A 16,971-nucleotide genomic window follows, 5' to 3' on the forward strand; every position below is an offset into this window, starting at 1 on the left:
AAGTTAAGTTGATTTTCCCTTTTAAACGCCAGTTAATTTATTAACTGGCGTTTTTTACTTAAGCCCTTACGACAATCCTTGCGCCTTTAAGGCAATGCGTTTGCGGTTCACATCCACCTCTAACACCATGACTTTCACCACTTGCCCTACTCGCACTAAATCCCGTGGGTCTTTAACAAATCGATCCGCCAGTTGTGAAATGTGAATTAATCCGTCTTGGTGTACGCCCAAATCCACAAAGGCTCCAAAGGCTGCCACATTGGTCACCACACCTTCTAGCATCATGCCTTCCTGCAAATCGTCTAATGACTGTATCGTCTGGTCAAAAGCCGCATAGGCAAATTCAGGTCGCGGATCTCTTCCTGGTTTGGCAAGTTCACTCAAAATATCTGAATAGGTAAAGTTGCCAGCGCTTTGAAAGCTAGGCGCAAACGTTTTCAACTGTTGAAGCGCCGCCGTGTTATTTAATAATTCACGACTGCTCAATGCCAGCTTTGTCGCCATACTACGTACTAGATCATAGGATTCCGGATGAACGCCTGAGGCATCCAAAGGCTCTTTGCCATTCAAGATACGTAAAAAACCAGCGCATTGCTCAAAACACTTCTCGCCTATGCCTTTGACTTTTTTTAATTCCGAGCGTGATTCAATACGACCTTTGGACTCTCGATAAGCCACAATGTTATGTGCGATTCGTTCCGTTAATCCAGAAACATAAGACAAGAGTGACGCGGATGCGAGATTGATGTCGACCCCCACTCGGTTAACACAATCCTCGACTACATTGGCAAGAGACGTCGACAAAGCGCTGACTTTAATATCGTGTTGATACTGTCCTACGCCGATGGCTTGAGGGTCAATTTTCACCAGCTCTGCCAATGGATCTTGGAAACGTCGCGCGATGGATATGGCACCACGAATGGTCACATCCAAGTCAGGAAACTCTGTACTCGCGATGGGTGAGGCCGAATACACAGAAGCACCGGCTTCACTGACCACAACCGCCTGACACGACAAGGCTTCCGTCGCGATAAGGTCCTTCAGTAGTGCTTCTGTTTCTCGTGAAGCCGTTCCATTTCCGATTGCCGCCCAACGTACTTGGTGCTGTTTAATCATTTGACAGAGCTTGTGCTGGGCCGCTTGCACCTGTTTTTGAGGCGGGTGAGGATAAATCACCCCATGATCCAAGACATTTCCCTGTTCGTCGATCACGGCCAATTTCACACCATTACGAAACCCTGGGTCGACACCAATCACACGATGCGCTCCAGCAGGGGCTGCCATTAATAAGTCTTCTAAATTGTTCGCAAAAACTTGAATGGCACCTTCTTCCGCTTTTTCTTTTAGCTGTGCAAGCACATCGGTTTCTAATTTAGTCTGTAATTTTGTTCGCCAAGCAAGAGCTATGTAAGACTTTTGAGCCGCCGATAAGGACGCAGAGTGCTGATGATTGTCGAATAATTTTGTTAGATGTGGCAAATAAAGGAATTCAGGACAATCATCATGTCCTTTAAACACAATGCCTAATTTTAATATATTCTCTTTCTTCCCTCTAAAAAGGGCTAAAAGGCGGTGAGAGACTGCTTTTGAAACCGCCTCTTCATACTCAAAGTAATCGCGAAACTTTTCGCCTTCTTGTTTTTTTCCTCGTAATACTCGACTGGTAATCACGCCTTGTTTCATCATGGCTTGTCGAGCCACTTTTAATAAATCACTGTCCGTCGAAATTTTTTCGACCAAAATGTCTTGAGCACCCTGCAAAGCCAATTTGGGGTCGAGATTGACTGTATTCTGCTGACACCAAATCGCTACTTTCGCTACATCTGAGAGACACTTCCCTTGCCAGAGAGCGACGGCTAAAGGCAACAAGCCCTTTGCGACCGCGTCGTCCATTTTACTTTTTCTGGACTTTTTATAAGGCGCATAAATATCTTCTAATTCTGTTTTCGATATCGCGTTTCGAATTTTTTGTTTAATTTCTTCGGGGACATTCATTTCTTTTGATAAGGCAGACAGAATGCTCTCACGCCGTTTATTTAATTCAACAAGGTATTGCCACCTTTCATAAAAGGCTCGCAGTTGAATATCGGTCATGCCTCCCGTGTTTTCTTTACGATAGCGGGAAATGAAAGGCACACTGGCACCTTCTTCAAACAAATCAATAATATTGCTGGAATATTGTCTTGATAATGAAAACTCGTCACTTAAAATTTGAGAAATGCCTTTCATTTATTAACCTATTTTCTTACACATTGATAACAATTAGCAGATAAAATTGTATTAGCATATTAATTATATTTTGATTAGAATCGACAACGAAATTAGACTTTTCGATTACATTGAATATAATTCATGTATTCTATTTTAAATCTAGAACGAATTAAAACAATGTCTTTTAAAAGCCATTTAACAATCGTTTTCATTTAAAGCATATATAACTGGTTTCAAAAGATGGATCTATTTTTCAGTACAGGGCCATACGCAACCAGTTCTCACCGTTAAATAGGGGAAATCAATGAGTTTATTAATTGAGTTAGCTGGCAATAAAGCAAAAGCACGCGCAGCGGCAAAAGAGTTAAGCGTTGCACAACTTGAGAATCTAATCGCGGGACTTAACAACGCATTAGAAAAAGCGAAAGAAGAAGAAGCGTCTAAAGCTGCTGAACAAGCCGAAAAATCTGCTCGAGCTGAAGAAATTGCTAACTTAATTGCAAAAAGCGGTCTAACCATGGAAGAAATTGCTCTTCTTACTACACCGAAAGCCGGCGCCACAAAAGGTAAAACCGTCGAGCCTAAATATCGCCTTGAAGTTGCCGGGGAAGTTCATGAATGGACTGGCCGTGGCCGCACACCTAAAGTATTCCAAGAATATTTTGATGCTGGCAATAGCCGTGAGAGCGTAGAAATCAAATAATTCATCGCTCATAGCACGAAAATAAAAAAGCGACCTTTGGTCGCTTTTTTATTTTCTAAACACGAACAACTTTCTTCATTCAGAATTAGATTAGCTCATTTGCCGAAAATGACTTCTTAATATAAATCAAATCCCAAACACCGTGCCCTAATTTCTCGCCACGGTTTTCAAATTTAGTAAGAGGGCGCCATTCAGGTCGAGGGTAATATTGTTCTTTACCTGCCGCATTGTCATACAGGCTTTGTTCTTCCATCACTTCCATCATATGCTCTGCATAAGGCTGCCAATCGGTTGCCATGTGAAATTGACCGCCGGTCTTTAAAACATTCGCCACCTGCTGTGCAAATAACGGCTGAACAATGCGTCGTTTGTTATGTTTCTTTTTATGCCATGGATCTGGGAAAAACAACTGAAAGCAACTGGCCTCTTTTTCTGGCAAACACTTTGCCATCACTTCAATAGCATCATCACAATAGACTTTTAAGTTAGTAATGCCTTGCTCTTTTGCTAGCATCATTAACTTAGCAACACCTGGCGGGTGCACCTCAATGCCGATAAAATCTTTGTCAGGTGCATTTTTGGCCATTTCAGCTAAGGAAGCGCCCATTCCAAAACCCACTTCCAAGACCACCTCAGACTCACGACCAAATATCGTTTTATAATCAATACGGCCATCTTCTAAGTTCAGGCCATATACTTGCCAATTGGCATCGTAATTCTTTTGCTGACCTTCTGTCATGCGTCCGCCACGAACCACAAAGCTTCGTATGGTGCGCTTCTTGGTTGCGTCTTGAGGACCAGACTCTGGCAATTCAGAGTCTTGAATTTCGGTTTGTTGATCTTTCATGCTGCTCTATCGTTTCAAGTTGCTCTAGTTGAGAGATCTAATGTGACCAAAGAGGCCAACATCAGTCAAAAATTGGGGCGCTATGCTAACGTAAAAATGCGCCTCTGTCCCGCTTTCCAACACTCAGTTCTGCTCAAAGCCATTAGAGAGGCCTAGCTTGCCATAATCGCCAAACAAACCAAGCCCAGGCAATTAGATAACAGGTTCCACCCAAAGGCGTTAACATGCCCAGCCAAGTTAATTTGGTGAACGACATCACATACAAACTGCCAGAAAATAGCAGATTACCCATGAAAAATAGGACAAGGATTCGACGGACATCACCAACATAATGATAAAACAAGCAAACCAATAAACCGGCCAAAGCATGATACATCAAATATTGGCTACCGGTTTGCCACCAAGCCAATTCTTTAAGGTCCAATATACGGGTTAAAGCATGAGCGCCAAATGCGCCAGCCACCACCGAAATAAAGGCCTGAAGTGCAAATAAAGACGCCCACTTAGCGGGAAAAGAAGTCTTTGTCATAGGTTATTCCAACACATTCAAATAACCGTTGCTGCCCATGGCATAAAAACGATTACTCAAGCCAAATGACAACGCAATGACACTGGCACCAGAAGGACGTTTTTTCCCTTTATGCACTTGCCACTCTTTCAACATTTGCCCAGTACTAACTTGCAATAAGGTTACTTTACCGTTGACTTCGCCAGTGAGTAATTGTCGGTTGTCATCAGAGAAAATGGCTTTGCTGATCGTGACATTACGATATTTCAGTTTACCCGTATCAATTGCGGTTAACTCTCGACCATTCACCAAAGACCAAACTTTGGCATTACCTAACTGAGCTGAGGCAAAAGCATATTTGCCATCCGCTGAAATCGACACTGTTGAAATACGGTTATTCAATGTCCATTCAAATTTTTTCTGGCCCGTCTGTAGATCCCAAACCATCACTTTGGATAAGTCATCACCGGTAACCCCTAAACGCCCATCGGCGGTCACATCCACCGCTCGAACCTTGGCACCGGTTCTTAACGTTTGGCGAATACCGCCACGTTTAACATCAAAATAACGGGCTGTTTGATCATCTAAGCCGAGCAAGGCATAGTCACCGTTCTGGGTCAGCTTAACCGACAGGATATCCCCTGGCGTCGTCCAGTAGCCATCAGATTGACCATTTACTGTATGCCATAGAACCAATGAACGAGCTTCCGCAGTGACCGCAAATTCACCACTGGGCGCAATATCGACACTGTTAAAAGAAGAGAATTCGCCTTGGGCATGATTCCAACTGAAACGACGTTCATTTACTGACGTCTTCCAATAACTGCCACCGTGTTGGATAGAACCGACCAAAGCGTAGGCTCCATCATGGCTTAAATCAGCGGAATACAATCCTTGTGTGGCATATTGAGCCGTTCGGACAGGCGACTCCGCAGAACAAGATAACAAGGCCACACTCATCATGACCCAGGCACTGTTCTTAAGCGCTTTTTTCACTGTGCGCTTCATGTAATTCCCTAATTAATCTATCTTCGTACTGAAAACGTTCTGCCAATACCACAGTTAACGCTTGTAAAGAAAAAGGTAAGGCTTCCAATTGGGTATTGCAGTGCTCTTTGGTGTCGTATTTGTCATTAAATTCAATCACCACTTCCGTAGTGTTGTCGATTTCAGGCAAGAGTTCACCCAACAAAATAATGGCACCATTATCATGAAATTCTTTGGCTTCGATGGCCAACTGCTCATAAACCGTAAAATGACCAGTGGAGACATAATCCACCAACATTTCACAAAGGTTCAGAATCTTAGGTGTATCAGTTGGTGTAAATTCCCCACGCTCTCGAAGGAAAAGCAAAGATTCAATCATTTGTCGGCGCTGTTCTAACCAACGGTCAATGATTTCATGTACACCGCCCCACCGCTCTTGAGCTGTTTTACAACCTTCTAACATATGCAGACTCCAACCAAATTCGTTATTTTTACGTCTTATGCCAAGCATATTCCTATCAAATCAGCCCTGCAAGGCAATCCCCTGCAGGGATTTGTAACCTTTTATGGCAAGGATGTAGCTTTATTTTCTGTCAATGCAATCATCCCATTAATAATGGCCATCGCCACAAAGGCCACTAAGGTCCAACCGGGAATGCTCAAGCCCATAAATGTCCATACCACATCACCACATTCCCCAGTACCCATTATCATGGCTTGCATGATTTCTTGCCATGGGAACACCTCAAACATGTAACTCAAGCCCGGCAAACAGGCGGGCAATTGATCTTCAGGCAAATGCTGTAAATATAAATGGCGAATGGCCAAGGCCGCTCCCAAGATCGAGAACACCACGACCAACCAAGCACATACCCGACGAATTTTGACACTGTCTAATAAAGCGGAGATCAGAGAGATCACGCCAACGCCAAAAAACATGATGCGTTGCAGCATACACAAAGGACATGGCTCTAACCCCATTTCATATTCCATATAAAATGCCACGCCTAGCAAAGCAAAAGCGATGAAAGCAATGAGTCCATGAAAACGTCGAGCCGTAATAAAACTTGTCATATAGGGGTCCCTAAAACATCCAACAAAACAAAAACCAAGCCATTGTGACAGCAAGAATAACGGAAAGTGCAAAATTCCTACTGACAGCAAGCTAAAATGCCAGTTAGTATACTAACTATTGTAATGAATACGAGAAACGAACATGTCATTGATGATGCCTTTATTGCGACAAACCATCACATTGCTCTTACTGTGTCTAAGCAGTGTACTTGCTTCCAACGCTTACGCTGAAGATGCACCGACACCCGCTTATATTGAGCTGAAACCGATTTTTATTGTAAATCATCTTAGCGAAGGTTCGCAGCTGAAATACATCAAAACCAGCATCAGTATTCGTACCGATGAAACGCGAGTGGATTTAATTGAACACAATATGCCATTAGTCCGTGATGCCATCGTGATGTTTTTAAGCGCACGCACAACGGATCAGGTTTCCGGTGCCATTGCGCGTGAACAAACACGAGAAGACGCGGCTGTCGCGGTTAATGACGCCCTCAAGACAGAAACCGGCATCACACCAGTGAAAGACATCTTGTTTGCCAGTTTCGTTACACAGTAGTCCTTTCAAATACAACCTTTTCAAACGCATAAAAAAGCGCGGCCAAACTCTGATTTAGCCGCGCTTTTTTTATCATGAAAGCGTTATTTACAACTCTGTAATGTCATCAGGGGTTACGTACCCTGTTAACTTATCGGTTTCTTCGTTATTGAAGAACTTATCCATCTGCTCCATCACATACTTTCGCGCGTCAGGCTGCATCAAGTTAAGCTGCTTCTCATTGATCATCATGGTTTGCAGAAGTTGCCACTCTTGCCACGCTTGCTTGGAAACCGTTTGTAAGACCTCTTGCCCTTTCGCTCCAGGCAACGGGGCTCTGTCTAACGCTTCCATTTCTGTTTGATACTTTTTACAAAAAACCATATTCGCCATAAGACTGTCTCGTTAGCTTCATTGATTAACCGGATTGCTTGTCATCGATTGCTTGCCTTCATAATGGCGCTACAAACGCAAAATTCAAGCTTTATCATCAAGACTCATCATCCGAAAGCCGCACGCAACATACCAAGCAACACAAACACCACAATCAAAAACAGAATGGAAGGTCGTTGCCACTTCAACCAAACGAAGCCAATCACAACCATCAATACATCTTGCCAATCCAGTACACTAGAAGTACCTATGGGATGATACAAGGCCGCTAACAAAATCCCCACAACCGCCGCATTTAACCCAGCAACCGCGGCCAAAAAACGACGATTATCAGACAGCTTTTGCCACACTCCTTGCGCACTCAGCATGAGCAATAAACCACAAAGAAACACCGCCAGTGTGGCGATCAAAGCCCATAACCAAGGATTCGCACCTGCGGGGGCTGTCGCCGCCCCTAAAAAGCTTGCCATGGTAAACATAGGTCCAGGCACAGCTTGTGCCGCAGCATAACCAATAAGTAGATTCGCGTTTGAAACCGTATCATCAACAAACGACGACAGCATAGGCAAAACCACATGACCACCGCCAAACACCAAAGCGCCCGCTTGATAAAAGTCCGCGAACAGCTGCCCCAGCCCCTCTGTTAAGAAAAAGCTCAGTAAAAATAGTAAGATTGCCAAGCCAAAAAACACACCTGTCAGTGGCACACTTGGCAACGCCGAGTAAGCCTTGGGCTCAGTATCCAAGAGCAGAATAGAGACAACAGCAGCGACCAATAGCACCACCAGACTGATGTAACTCATGGGCATCCATATTAGGATGGCCGCACTAAACAGTGCCAAAAACACCGTCAGTCTTGACTGACAAAACGAACGCCACATGGTCAAACAAGCATCCGCCACCACGACCACCGCCAGTAATTTAAGCGCATGCACCACAGCATCAAAAATGGCTTCCCCCTGCCAAAGGTGACCAAATTGCGCCAACAACACCATCATAATAAAGGAGGGTAAGGTAAACGCGATAAACGCCGCGATACCTCCAAGTAACCCAGCACGATGATAGCCAAGCGCAAAGCCCACCTGACTAGACCCAGGACCTGGAACAATCTGACTCAGAGCAACCCATTGAGCATATTGAGATTCGGTAACCCATTGTCGCTGTTGCACAAAAGCTCGATTAAAATACCCAAGGTGTGCCGCTGGCCCACCAAAACTTGTCCACCCCAATAAAAAAAACGCGGAAAACACCTCCGCAATACGAGTGAAATAAGCTGAATTTTGCTTGTCTGAATCCGACATAATGAGCGTCCTGTAATGTGTTAACTCAATTCATTCAGATCTTGTTCTAAAATACGTCGAACCGGTGTGGGTAGCCCCAAGTTCAAAGCATCGGAGCGCAAAAACCACTGATATTTATTGGCCTCCATCACCCCCTTGAGCGCCGCCAGTTTGACGTGACTGGGCACAATGTCTAAATGGTAATGGCTAAACGTATGTCGAAAAGGTGACAAAGACGTGACAGACAATACATTCGTTGCAAATCTTTGTTCTGCGTGTAACACAATGGACTCATCGACCGCCAACTCAGGCAGACTCCACAAGCCCCCCCAGATCCCGGTTGAGGGTCGTTTTTCCAATAAAATGTGTTGTTCATCATTGGTCAAGACAAGCATTTGAATTTGCTTCTCAGGTTTGGCGGCTTTTTTGGGCTTACGAATGGGGAATTGCGTCGGATCGGGGGTTTTACTGGCCTGACAATCGGTTTCCAAAGGACATATCAAACACTGAGGCTTAGAGCGAGTGCATAAGGTCGCCCCGAGATCCATCATCGCCTGAGTGTAATCACCGCAACGCTGGCTTGGCATATAAGCGTCTGCTAAATGCCACATGGCTTGCTCCGTTTTCTTTTCACCTGGCCAATTGGGCACCGCATGAAAGCGCGCTAACACTCGTTTCACATTGCCATCTAAAATCGCCGTCTGCTTGCCGCGAGAAATCGACAAAATCGCCGCGGCGGTTGAGCGGCCAATCCCAGACAGCTCACAGACACCTTCCAAACTTTGCGGAAACTCACTGTCAAACTCGTCGACCAGCCTTTTTGCCGCTTTATGCATATTGCGCGCACGGGCATAGTATCCAAGCCCACTCCAATGAGCCAAGACCTCGTCCTGATCTGCGGCAGCCAAGGCTTCCACCGTCGGGAAAGAGGCCATAAACTTTTGATAATAGGGAATGACCGTGGTGACTTGAGTCTGCTGTAACATGATCTCAGAAATCCACACACGATATGGGGTTTTATTTTCCTGCCAAGGCAAGTTTTTGCGCCCATGCTCATCAAACCAAGCTAATACTCGGGGCGCAAAGTGTTCGACTGGTTGCATTCTTCTCTCACAACAGGGCTTGCTTTATGTCATTTAAAACAAGCTTTTCAATTTATCTTTTAGCTTTTCTTTGAGGCGTTCCTCTTCGGCTTCGCGCTTCGCTTCTAGCTCGGCTTTTAACCGAGCTTCTTCGGCTTCACGTTTGGCCTGTAATTCCGCTTTCAAATCCGCTTCTTTTTGTTTCAGCTGTGCTTTTAATTTGGCTTTCTCTTCCGCCAATTTTTGGGCCGCTTCTTGCTTCGCTAAGTTCGCAAACAATTTCCCAAAGCCTGCTAGGTCTGGACGGCATAAGCCTGCTGGATCATCGCTGAATGCGCCTTTACAAACAACCGGAAAAGTAAGTTGTGACACAGTTTCATTCACTTGACATGCGTCATCCAACTGGCTGCCAGTAATGCCCACATTCACCTGATAATTCAATGACTGAGTGGGTAAGGCAATGGTGCCATCCCCTGTCACTTGTATACCAGCTGAGCTAATGGTTAACCCCGGTGTCGAGATCTGACCATCAACAATATGGGCAGGAAAGCGCATGGTCTCAAAGGGGGTATCATCACCAAATTGATTAGTATTGAGTGTCTCTTTACGAATCGAGGCAATGCCTTCACAAACACTTTTGGTCAAGTTTGCTCCCACCAAAGCACCCTGTTTTATTTCCACCAGCAAGTCACCTTGTAGGGATGACATCAGCGCATCAATACTGTTGCCTTGACTGGTTAAGTCACCACTTAAGAAAGTGCTACCTGCAATCTTATCCATCGCCATAAAATCGTTCAGCAATGGCTGAATCTGCACCGCTTCAATGCTTGGCTCAATTTCTATTTTAGGTGTGTTACCACGAACGTCGAGGCGTAGTTGAGACGACACCTTACCTTGATATAGCGAGGCTTCTAAAGGCGCTATGGTGACTAACCCATTGGCTTGATTGGTATCCAATGCCAATTGATCGATGGCTAGGTTTTTGACCTTGATGTCATCAAAGATCAAACCCACATGGCCATTAAGCCCCCGAATCAGTTCAACTGGTATCAAGTCTGTTGCCGCCGCATTGGCTTGAGCTTGAGGACTCTCGGTTGTGTTTGTTGTTGTCTCGACCTCCGCCTCAAGTGGCTCAGGTAAATAACGATCCAAGTCCAGATTCGCACCAGCAATACTCACATCCCAACGTAAGGGAGAAAGTGTCAACACGGCATTGGCTTCAATTTTCGTATCATCCAACGCAATGGAAATAGGCTGTACAGTCACTTCGTCTAAACTGCCCTCTAGAGCGACATTGGCACTGGCCTTCGTCAAAGCCGTTGCATCAGCCATATCAGGCAATGGAATCTGCAAAGCGGTTAATAAGGTACGAGGATTAAACGTCCCAACCGATAACGTGGCGGAAAATTGAGGGTTACTCAACACCTCAAAACCTTGTACTTTGGCGTCTAAATGAATGCCCATCGAGCTGAGCGCGAAGCCATCAATTAACACATTTTCTTGAGGTAAATCCATCGCCACACTGACAGCACTTAGCTTGGCCTCTAGCAGGCTAGCAGGGATTGACTCACCCGATACGCTGGCTTGCACCACCAAAGCATCCAATAAAAGGGATTCACGTTCAGGAAACACGGTCAATTGGCTGTTTATACTCGCTTCCACTTGAAGCGGTTGGTTTCCTTGCAAGTCACTCTGAGTGATACTTGCCTCCATCACCATTGGCCAAGCTTGATCCCATTGCACATCTTGTAACTGTAGGTTGAGATCCGCCTCAATCCGCTGCTGAGTTTGTTCATCCCGATAGACAATCTGAGCATTCTCAATACGTAATTCTTCGAGATGTATGTCTGGAATGTTAATCTGGCTGTGTTGTGAGGTCTCCTCAGACGAGGAACTCACGTTTGAACCATCCTTAACCGACGCCGTGTTGGCATCCGCCTCGGAAGAAGACGGTAGTTGTAGCTGCCAATTGCCTTCACCTTGAGCATTCTTATGAAGATGGGCCTTCAGGTTCACCAAATTGACCTTATCCACCTGAATTTTCTGTTCCAGCAAAGGCAAAATCGCTAGACCAAATTCGGCTCGATCAAATTGCACGATTTCAGGGTCCGAGCCAATGGCCACGCCAATGTTTTCCAGTTCTAAGCCTAACCAAGGAAAAAAGGACCAGCCAATATCACCTTCTAAACGCAACCTCACATTGGCTTTTTCCAGCGCGACATTTTTTAGCTCATCTTTAAAATCGTTCGGGTTCACAAACAGCCCAACATAGGCCAAAGCCAAACCAATCAAAGCCAGTAAAATCAAGACAAAGTAAATAAATCGCTTAAACCAAACCATCCACAAACGCTCCCTATAAAGGCGCAAAATAACGCGCAATTTTGTTCAAAAACACACCAACGATGAGCACAATTGGTGTCGCTATCATAGCATCCGAAGGACGGGTTAATCGATGCCATAGCCAGAACTCATGAAAAAACCTACCTTTAAGGCATAGCCGCTAACGAGCCCTCGTTCTATAATGGGCGCACTATGTCATTAAAGTGGCGGTCAGTCGCCATCAACTGTGGAGAATCCAATCAATGTCCGATCGCGTTGCCAGTGTCGAGCGCAATACGCTTGAAACTCAGATCAAGGTGTCGATCAACCTAGACGGTACCGGTAAATTTAACTGCGTCACAGGCGTGCCTTTTCTAGATCACATGCTTGAGCAAGTCGCTCGTCATGGCCTTATTGACCTAGACATTCATGCGGTTGGTGACCTTCACATTGATGCTCACCACACGGTAGAAGATTTGGGCATTACGCTAGGCCAAGCCTTTGACATTGCTGTTGGCGATAAAAAAGGCATCAAGCGTTACGGTCATGCTTATGTGCCATTAGATGAAGCTCTTTCTCGCGTGGTGATCGACTTCTCTGGTCGACCTGGATTGGAAATGCACGTGCCTTTCACTCGCGCTTCTGTGGGTGGTTTTGATGTGGATTTGTTTTCCGAATTCTTCCACGGCTTTATCAATCACGCCAAAGTCACTTTGCACCTAGACAACTTACGTGGCAAAAACACGCATCACCAAGCCGAGACCGTATTCAAAGCGTTTGGTCGTGCCCTACGTATGGCACTGGAAGTGGATGAGCGCATGGCAGGTCAAATGCCATCGACCAAGGGCTGCTTGTAAGCCTCTAGTTGTTTTAGGACAGGTAAAATATGAGTCAAGTTCACACTTCAACTATTGCCGTGATTGATTACGGCATGGGTAACCTACACTCAGTCGCGAAAGCCCTAGAGCACGTTGCTGACGAACACACCCAAGTGATTGTCACCAGTGACCCAGCCGTCATTGATGCTGCTGATCGCGTGTTGTTACCCGGTGTTGGCGCCATTCGTGATTGTATCGGTGAAATGTACAGCACTGGATTGGTCCCTAGTATTCAAAAAGCCATGCGCGAAAAACCCTTTTTGGCCATTTGTGTCGGCATTCAATCCTTGATGTCACACAGTGAAGAAAATGGGGGAGTTGATTGCCTAAACCATTTCCAAGGCAATGCCCTGTTTTTCGGAAATGACCATAAAGACCATGATGGCAGCAAACTGAAAGTGCCTCACATGGGTTGGAATCAGGTCAAACAGAGTATTTCGCACCCTCTTTGGCAAGGCATTCCAGACCATGCGCGCTTCTACTTTGTCCACAGTTACTACGTTGTGCCTAGCAATCAAAATGAAGTAGCCGGGACATGCGACTACGGTTTGGAGTTCTGCGTGGCGTTAGCTCGCGACAATGTCTTCGCGGTGCAATTCCACCCAGAGAAAAGCCATAAAGACGGTTTGCAGCTTTATAAGAATTTCATCCATTGGGATGGCAAACCTTAGCGTCCAATTAACGAGCGAACAAAGTAACAGATTAGGAGCCGACATGGGCTTAGCAAAACGAATTATTCCTTGTCTGGATGTGGACAATGGTCGTGTAGTAAAAGGCGTCCAATTTGTTGATATCCGCGACGCTGGTGACCCAGTTGAGGTGGCCAAACGCTACGATGAGCAAGGCGCAGATGAAATCACCTTCCTTGATATCACCGCCAGTTCGGATGATCGTGAGACCACGGTCCACATGGTTGAAGCCATTGCAGCACAAGTATTTATTCCTCTTACCGTAGGCGGCGGCATTCGTACTTGCGAAGACATTCGACGCATGTTGAATGCCGGTGCGGACAAAGTGGGCATCAATACTGCAGCCGTATTCAACCCTGAATTTGTCCGAGAAGCCGCGCAACGCTTTGGTTCACAATGCATTGTCGTCGCCATTGACGCAAAGAAAGTCAGTGCCGAAGGCGAACCAGATAAATGGGAAATCTTCACTCACGGTGGCCGTAAGCCAACCGGTTTAGACGCGGTTGAGTGGGCGAAAAAAATGGTCGACTACGGAGCCGGAGAAATCCTACTCACCAGTATGGATCGTGACGGTACGAAAAATGGCTTCGACTTGGGCGTGACTCGTGCCATCAGCGAAGCGGTTCATGTTCCTGTCATTGCCTCTGGCGGTGTCGGTAATCTAGATCACTTAGTCGACGGCGTCACTGAAGGCAAAGCCGATGCGGTATTGGCGGCCAGTATTTTCCACTTTGGTGAATACAGCATCCAACAAGCGAAACAGCGCATGGCTGATGCTGGCATTGAAATGCGTCTTCCCTAACGCTAATCCAAAAAAAAGCCTACTCGTTATCAGTAGGCTTTCTTCATTATTGTTTGCCAAAGGGCAAATGGGTCGAGTTAAATAACTCACTCTTTCAAGTTAGACCAGCTTAAAAAGTTTGTCCAATTCAAAACAGAAAAATTTAGCCTAAATCTAGACCATCAAAATCACTGGCGTCATGACGTTCGTGTAATTGCGCACCATCACCAAAGGAACGGTTCACCACACGACCACGCTTAACTGCTGGACGCTGTTCAATGGCTTTCGCCCAACGCATGACATGCTGATAACTCCCGACATCGAGGAACTCAGCGGCATCGTACAAGTTACCCAATACTAAGTTGCCATACCAAGTCCAGATCGCAATGTCCGCGATGGAATACTCTTCACCCGCCATGTACGTATTGTCGGCAAGGTGTTTGTCCAATACATCCAGCTGACGCTTGGTTTCCATAGTGAAACGGTCAATCGGATATTGCATTTTAGTTGGGGCATAAGCATAAAAATGACCGAAGCCACCACCCAAATAAGGTGCTGAGCCCATTTGCCAGAATAACCAGTTACGACATTCTGTTTTCGCCTTGTGATCGCTTGGCACCAATGCATCAAACTTTTCGGCCAGATATTGCAAAATGGCACCAGACTCAAACACACGCGTTGGTGGTGTCGTACTGTGATCCATTAAGGCAGGAATCTTGGAGTTTGGGTTGATCTCAACAAAGCCTGAAGAGAACTGATCGCCCTCGCCAATGTTTATTAGGTAAGCATCGTATTCGGCTTCTGTCATGCCCATAGCCAACAATTCTTCCAACATAATGGTGACTTTTTGACCATTCGGTGTCGCCAATGAATGCAATTGAAGTGGGTGCTTACCTACCTCTAAAACCTTGTCATGTGTCGCCCCAGAAACAGGACGATTGATGTTAGCAAATTGACCACCGCTCTTAGATTGCCATTGCCAAACTTTTGGTGGTACGTAGTCTTGCTTATTTTCATCACTCATAATGTTGCCTCATGAATACGCTGTAAGAAATGTCTTGTCTTAATCGTCTATAAAGATAGTGAATTAATTATGGGCTTGAATCATGGCTAAACAAGCGCAGAGAAGCAATTTAATGGGTAAAAAATAAGAAACCCCACGTGAGGTGCAAAAATGAAACGTCTCAATTATAGAAATTTACTACCACCGCTGGCTTTAACAACAGGGGTCAGTTTGTCTCTGGCTATGGCTTCGACCGCTCAGGCGGAACAACAAAGTATGATCGTCGCAGGCGGCTGTTTTTGGTGTGTCGAATCCGACTTTGAAATGGTGCCTGGCGTCATCGATGTAATCTCTGGCTACACGGGTGGTCAAACCGTCAATCCAACCTATAAACAAGTCTCCGTTGGTAATACCGGCCATTACGAAGCGGTCACCATTCTATTCGATGACCAACAAGTATCACTGACCACACTGGCTGAGTATTTTTGGAAAACCATCGATCCGACGGATCCGAATGGACAATTTTGTGACAAAGGGGCTCCATATCGAACCGCCATGTTTTATCAGAGCGCTGAACAAAAAGCCGTGTTTGACGCGTCACTGAACAAAGTAAACACAAGCAAACCTTTTACATCTGATATTGTCACCCCCATTTTACCTGCCACTGAGTTCTATCCTGCAGAGGAATACCACCAAAGCTATTACACCAAAAACCCGATTCGCTATGCTTTTTATCGCTCTAGCTGTGGTCGCGATCGACGCGTTGAAGGTTTATGGGGAGACGTCGCCAGTAAAAAATATCATTAATTTGAAAAAACAAGAAGTTAATGAGCACCGTCTTGTCGAAATAGGATTGAGCCTCTAGTATGAATGATCAATATCTACTGAAGGAATCCACACTTGAATCCCATATTACAGGCTCAAAAATCACACAAGTCGATTCGTCAGTATACTGACCAAAGTATCGACAGCAGTTTATTAGAAGAACTCATTGCGGCCGCACAAGGAGCCGCTTCTTCAAGTTTCATCCAAGCGTACTCCATAGTACAGGTCACTCTGCCAGAACATCGTCAACACATCGCCAGTCTAGCCGGAGGTCAAAAATGGGTTGAACAGGCGGCCGAGTTTTTGGTTATTTGTGCTGATTTAATGCGCGTGGAATATTGCAGTCAAAAGCAGGGCTTAGGCAAACTAGAAGGACAAACCGAACACTTTATCGCGGCCACAACGGATGCAACCTTTATGGCGCAAAACCTCATGCTGGGAGCAGAATCGGTCGGCTTAGGGGCCGTTTTCATTGGCGGCATTCGCAATGACCCTCAACAGGTGGCCGAACTATTAACATTACCCGATCAGGTGTACCCTATTTTTGGTTTGTGTTTAGGGTATCCAGACGCGGAACCTGAACTCAAACCTCGCCTACCCGTGGCAAATATTTTACATAAAGGTCAATATGATGCTTCACGTTGTGCGGCTGACGTCGAAGCGTATGATGCTCAAATGCAAGCCTATTACGCCAGTCGTGACAGCAATCAAAAACAAAGCAATTGGTCTGAACAAACGGCGGCGGCCGTACAGAAGAAAAAACGTGAGCATATGCTAAACTTTTTACAAGCGCGTGGCTTTCTAAAGCGCTAATACTTTAATCAATCTCTTACTAATCCAAAAAAGGAAAATT

At 45.5% G+C, this 16,971-nt stretch carries 18 protein-coding genes; 7 read left to right on the forward strand and 11 right to left on the reverse strand.

What is annotated here, in order from left to right:
* Window positions 1-66: 66 nt before the first annotated feature.
* Window positions 67-2,229, reverse strand: coding sequence for a Tex family protein (locus tag OA79_RS02625; protein ID WP_063331653.1), 2,163 nt, complete (start codon window positions 2,227-2,229; stop codon window positions 67-69).
* Window positions 2,230-2,515: 286 nt separating this feature from the next.
* Between OA79_RS02625 and OA79_RS02630 the strand changes: the two genes are divergently transcribed.
* Complete coding sequence (locus tag OA79_RS02630) at window positions 2,516-2,914, forward strand: H-NS histone family protein (protein WP_063331654.1); 399 nt, start codon at window positions 2,516-2,518, stop codon at window positions 2,912-2,914.
* An 85-nt stretch (window positions 2,915-2,999) separates the two neighbouring features.
* Here OA79_RS02630 and trmB read toward each other — a convergent pair whose 3' ends face one another.
* The 5 genes from trmB to OA79_RS02655 all read right to left on the reverse strand — a co-directional run bounded on the left by trmB (window position 3,000) and on the right by OA79_RS02655 (window position 6,330).
* Window positions 3,000-3,761 carry a tRNA (guanosine(46)-N7)-methyltransferase TrmB gene (gene trmB / locus OA79_RS02635; protein WP_063331655.1) on the reverse strand — a complete coding sequence of 254 codons (762 nt, stop codon included), beginning with the start codon at window positions 3,759-3,761 and terminating at the stop codon, window positions 3,000-3,002.
* Between the two features lie 142 nt (window positions 3,762-3,903).
* A complete protein-coding gene (locus OA79_RS02640; RefSeq protein WP_063331656.1) occupies window positions 3,904-4,290 on the reverse strand; it encodes a DUF423 domain-containing protein in 387 nt (128 codons plus the stop codon).
* A 3-nt stretch (window positions 4,291-4,293) separates the two neighbouring features.
* A complete protein-coding gene (locus OA79_RS02645) occupies window positions 4,294-5,277 on the reverse strand; it encodes a WD40 repeat domain-containing protein (protein ID WP_063331657.1) in 984 nt (327 codons plus the stop codon).
* Window positions 5,249-5,719, reverse strand: a complete 471-nt coding sequence (rsd, locus tag OA79_RS02650; RefSeq protein WP_063331658.1) for a sigma D regulator — start codon at window positions 5,717-5,719, stop codon at window positions 5,249-5,251. The genes OA79_RS02645 and rsd overlap by 29 nt, the downstream gene beginning before the upstream one ends.
* 101 nt (window positions 5,720-5,820) lie before the next feature.
* Window positions 5,821-6,330: a disulfide bond formation protein B gene (locus OA79_RS02655; RefSeq protein WP_063331659.1), complete on the reverse strand. Its 510-nt coding sequence runs from the start codon at window positions 6,328-6,330 to the stop codon at window positions 5,821-5,823.
* Window positions 6,331-6,472: 142 nt separating this feature from the next.
* On the opposite strand from OA79_RS02655, the gene OA79_RS02660 reads away from it, so the two are divergent.
* Complete coding sequence (locus OA79_RS02660) at window positions 6,473-6,889, forward strand: flagellar basal body-associated FliL family protein (protein WP_063331660.1); 417 nt, start codon at window positions 6,473-6,475, stop codon at window positions 6,887-6,889.
* A gap of 87 nt (window positions 6,890-6,976) precedes the next feature.
* On the opposite strand, the gene OA79_RS02665 is transcribed toward OA79_RS02660, so the two are convergent.
* The 4 genes from OA79_RS02665 to OA79_RS02680 all read right to left on the reverse strand — a co-directional run bounded on the left by OA79_RS02665 (window position 6,977) and on the right by OA79_RS02680 (window position 11,963).
* A complete protein-coding gene (locus OA79_RS02665) occupies window positions 6,977-7,261 on the reverse strand; it encodes an oxidative damage protection protein (RefSeq protein ID WP_063331661.1) in 285 nt (94 codons plus the stop codon).
* Window positions 7,262-7,368: 107 nt separating this feature from the next.
* Window positions 7,369-8,562: a chromate efflux transporter gene (chrA, locus tag OA79_RS02670; protein ID WP_082825348.1), complete on the reverse strand. Its 1,194-nt coding sequence runs from the start codon at window positions 8,560-8,562 to the stop codon at window positions 7,369-7,371.
* A gap of 20 nt (window positions 8,563-8,582) precedes the next feature.
* The gene (gene mutY, locus OA79_RS02675; protein ID WP_063331662.1) at window positions 8,583-9,644 is read right to left on the reverse strand and encodes an A/G-specific adenine glycosylase; all 1,062 of its coding nucleotides are present in this window, start codon (window positions 9,642-9,644) and stop codon (window positions 8,583-8,585) included.
* Window positions 9,645-9,677: 33 nt separating this feature from the next.
* Window positions 9,678-11,963 carry an AsmA family protein gene (locus OA79_RS02680; protein ID WP_063331663.1) on the reverse strand — a complete coding sequence of 762 codons (2,286 nt, stop codon included), beginning with the start codon at window positions 11,961-11,963 and terminating at the stop codon, window positions 9,678-9,680.
* A gap of 242 nt (window positions 11,964-12,205) precedes the next feature.
* Here OA79_RS02680 and hisB point away from each other — a divergent pair, with 242 nt between their 5' ends.
* The 3 genes from hisB to hisF are packed head-to-tail and all read left to right on the forward strand — an operon-like array spanning window position 12,206 to window position 14,311.
* The gene (hisB, locus tag OA79_RS02685) at window positions 12,206-12,799 is read left to right on the forward strand and encodes an imidazoleglycerol-phosphate dehydratase HisB (RefSeq protein WP_063331664.1); all 594 of its coding nucleotides are present in this window, start codon (window positions 12,206-12,208) and stop codon (window positions 12,797-12,799) included.
* A gap of 29 nt (window positions 12,800-12,828) precedes the next feature.
* Entirely contained in the window at window positions 12,829-13,491 is a 663-nt protein-coding gene (gene hisH, locus OA79_RS02690) for an imidazole glycerol phosphate synthase subunit HisH (protein WP_063331665.1), read from the forward strand.
* A gap of 43 nt (window positions 13,492-13,534) precedes the next feature.
* Window positions 13,535-14,311 carry an imidazole glycerol phosphate synthase subunit HisF gene (hisF, locus tag OA79_RS02695; protein WP_063331666.1) on the forward strand — a complete coding sequence of 259 codons (777 nt, stop codon included), beginning with the start codon at window positions 13,535-13,537 and terminating at the stop codon, window positions 14,309-14,311.
* A gap of 142 nt (window positions 14,312-14,453) precedes the next feature.
* Here hisF and yghU read toward each other — a convergent pair whose 3' ends face one another.
* Window positions 14,454-15,314 (reverse strand): glutathione-dependent disulfide-bond oxidoreductase, encoded by an 861-nt coding sequence (yghU, locus tag OA79_RS02700; RefSeq protein ID WP_063331667.1) that lies wholly within the window; start codon window positions 15,312-15,314, stop codon window positions 14,454-14,456.
* A 150-nt stretch (window positions 15,315-15,464) separates the two neighbouring features.
* Between yghU and msrA the strand changes: the two genes are divergently transcribed.
* Window positions 15,465-16,100, forward strand: a complete 636-nt coding sequence (msrA, locus tag OA79_RS02705; protein WP_063331668.1) for a peptide-methionine (S)-S-oxide reductase MsrA — start codon at window positions 15,465-15,467, stop codon at window positions 16,098-16,100.
* 93 nt (window positions 16,101-16,193) lie between these two features.
* Window positions 16,194-16,931: an oxygen-insensitive NADPH nitroreductase gene (gene nfsA / locus OA79_RS02710; RefSeq protein WP_063331669.1), complete on the forward strand. Its 738-nt coding sequence runs from the start codon at window positions 16,194-16,196 to the stop codon at window positions 16,929-16,931.
* Window positions 16,932-16,971 lie beyond the last annotated feature (40 nt).

This window comes from Marinomonas sp. TW1, from assembly GCF_001625355.1.
GTDB lineage: Bacteria > Pseudomonadota > Gammaproteobacteria > Pseudomonadales > Marinomonadaceae > Marinomonas.

Coding starts and splice junctions, on each gene's coding strand:
- OA79_RS02680 (WP_063331663.1), bottom strand. CDS start 11,963: ATGGTTTGGTTTAAGCGATTTATTTACTTTGTCTTGATTTTACTGGCT.
- chrA (WP_082825348.1), bottom strand. CDS start 8,562: ATGTCGGATTCAGACAAGCAAAATTCAGCTTATTTCACTCGTATTGCG.
- hisF (WP_063331666.1), top strand. CDS start 13,535: ATGGGCTTAGCAAAACGAATTATTCCTTGTCTGGATGTGGACAATGGT.
- msrA (WP_063331668.1), top strand. CDS start 15,465: ATGAAACGTCTCAATTATAGAAATTTACTACCACCGCTGGCTTTAACA.
- mutY (WP_063331662.1), bottom strand. CDS start 9,644: ATGCAACCAGTCGAACACTTTGCGCCCCGAGTATTAGCTTGGTTTGAT.
- OA79_RS02665 (WP_063331661.1), bottom strand. CDS start 7,261: ATGGCGAATATGGTTTTTTGTAAAAAGTATCAAACAGAAATGGAAGCG.
- OA79_RS02630 (WP_063331654.1), top strand. CDS start 2,516: ATGAGTTTATTAATTGAGTTAGCTGGCAATAAAGCAAAAGCACGCGCA.
- hisB (WP_063331664.1), top strand. CDS start 12,206: ATGTCCGATCGCGTTGCCAGTGTCGAGCGCAATACGCTTGAAACTCAG.
- hisH (WP_063331665.1), top strand. CDS start 12,829: ATGAGTCAAGTTCACACTTCAACTATTGCCGTGATTGATTACGGCATG.
- OA79_RS02625 (WP_063331653.1), bottom strand. CDS start 2,229: ATGAAAGGCATTTCTCAAATTTTAAGTGACGAGTTTTCATTATCAAGA.
- OA79_RS02660 (WP_063331660.1), top strand. CDS start 6,473: ATGTCATTGATGATGCCTTTATTGCGACAAACCATCACATTGCTCTTA.
- OA79_RS02645 (WP_063331657.1), bottom strand. CDS start 5,277: ATGAAGCGCACAGTGAAAAAAGCGCTTAAGAACAGTGCCTGGGTCATG.
- rsd (WP_063331658.1), bottom strand. CDS start 5,719: ATGTTAGAAGGTTGTAAAACAGCTCAAGAGCGGTGGGGCGGTGTACAT.
- OA79_RS02655 (WP_063331659.1), bottom strand. CDS start 6,330: ATGACAAGTTTTATTACGGCTCGACGTTTTCATGGACTCATTGCTTTC.
- trmB (WP_063331655.1), bottom strand. CDS start 3,761: ATGAAAGATCAACAAACCGAAATTCAAGACTCTGAATTGCCAGAGTCT.
- yghU (WP_063331667.1), bottom strand. CDS start 15,314: ATGAGTGATGAAAATAAGCAAGACTACGTACCACCAAAAGTTTGGCAA.
- OA79_RS02640 (WP_063331656.1), bottom strand. CDS start 4,290: ATGACAAAGACTTCTTTTCCCGCTAAGTGGGCGTCTTTATTTGCACTT.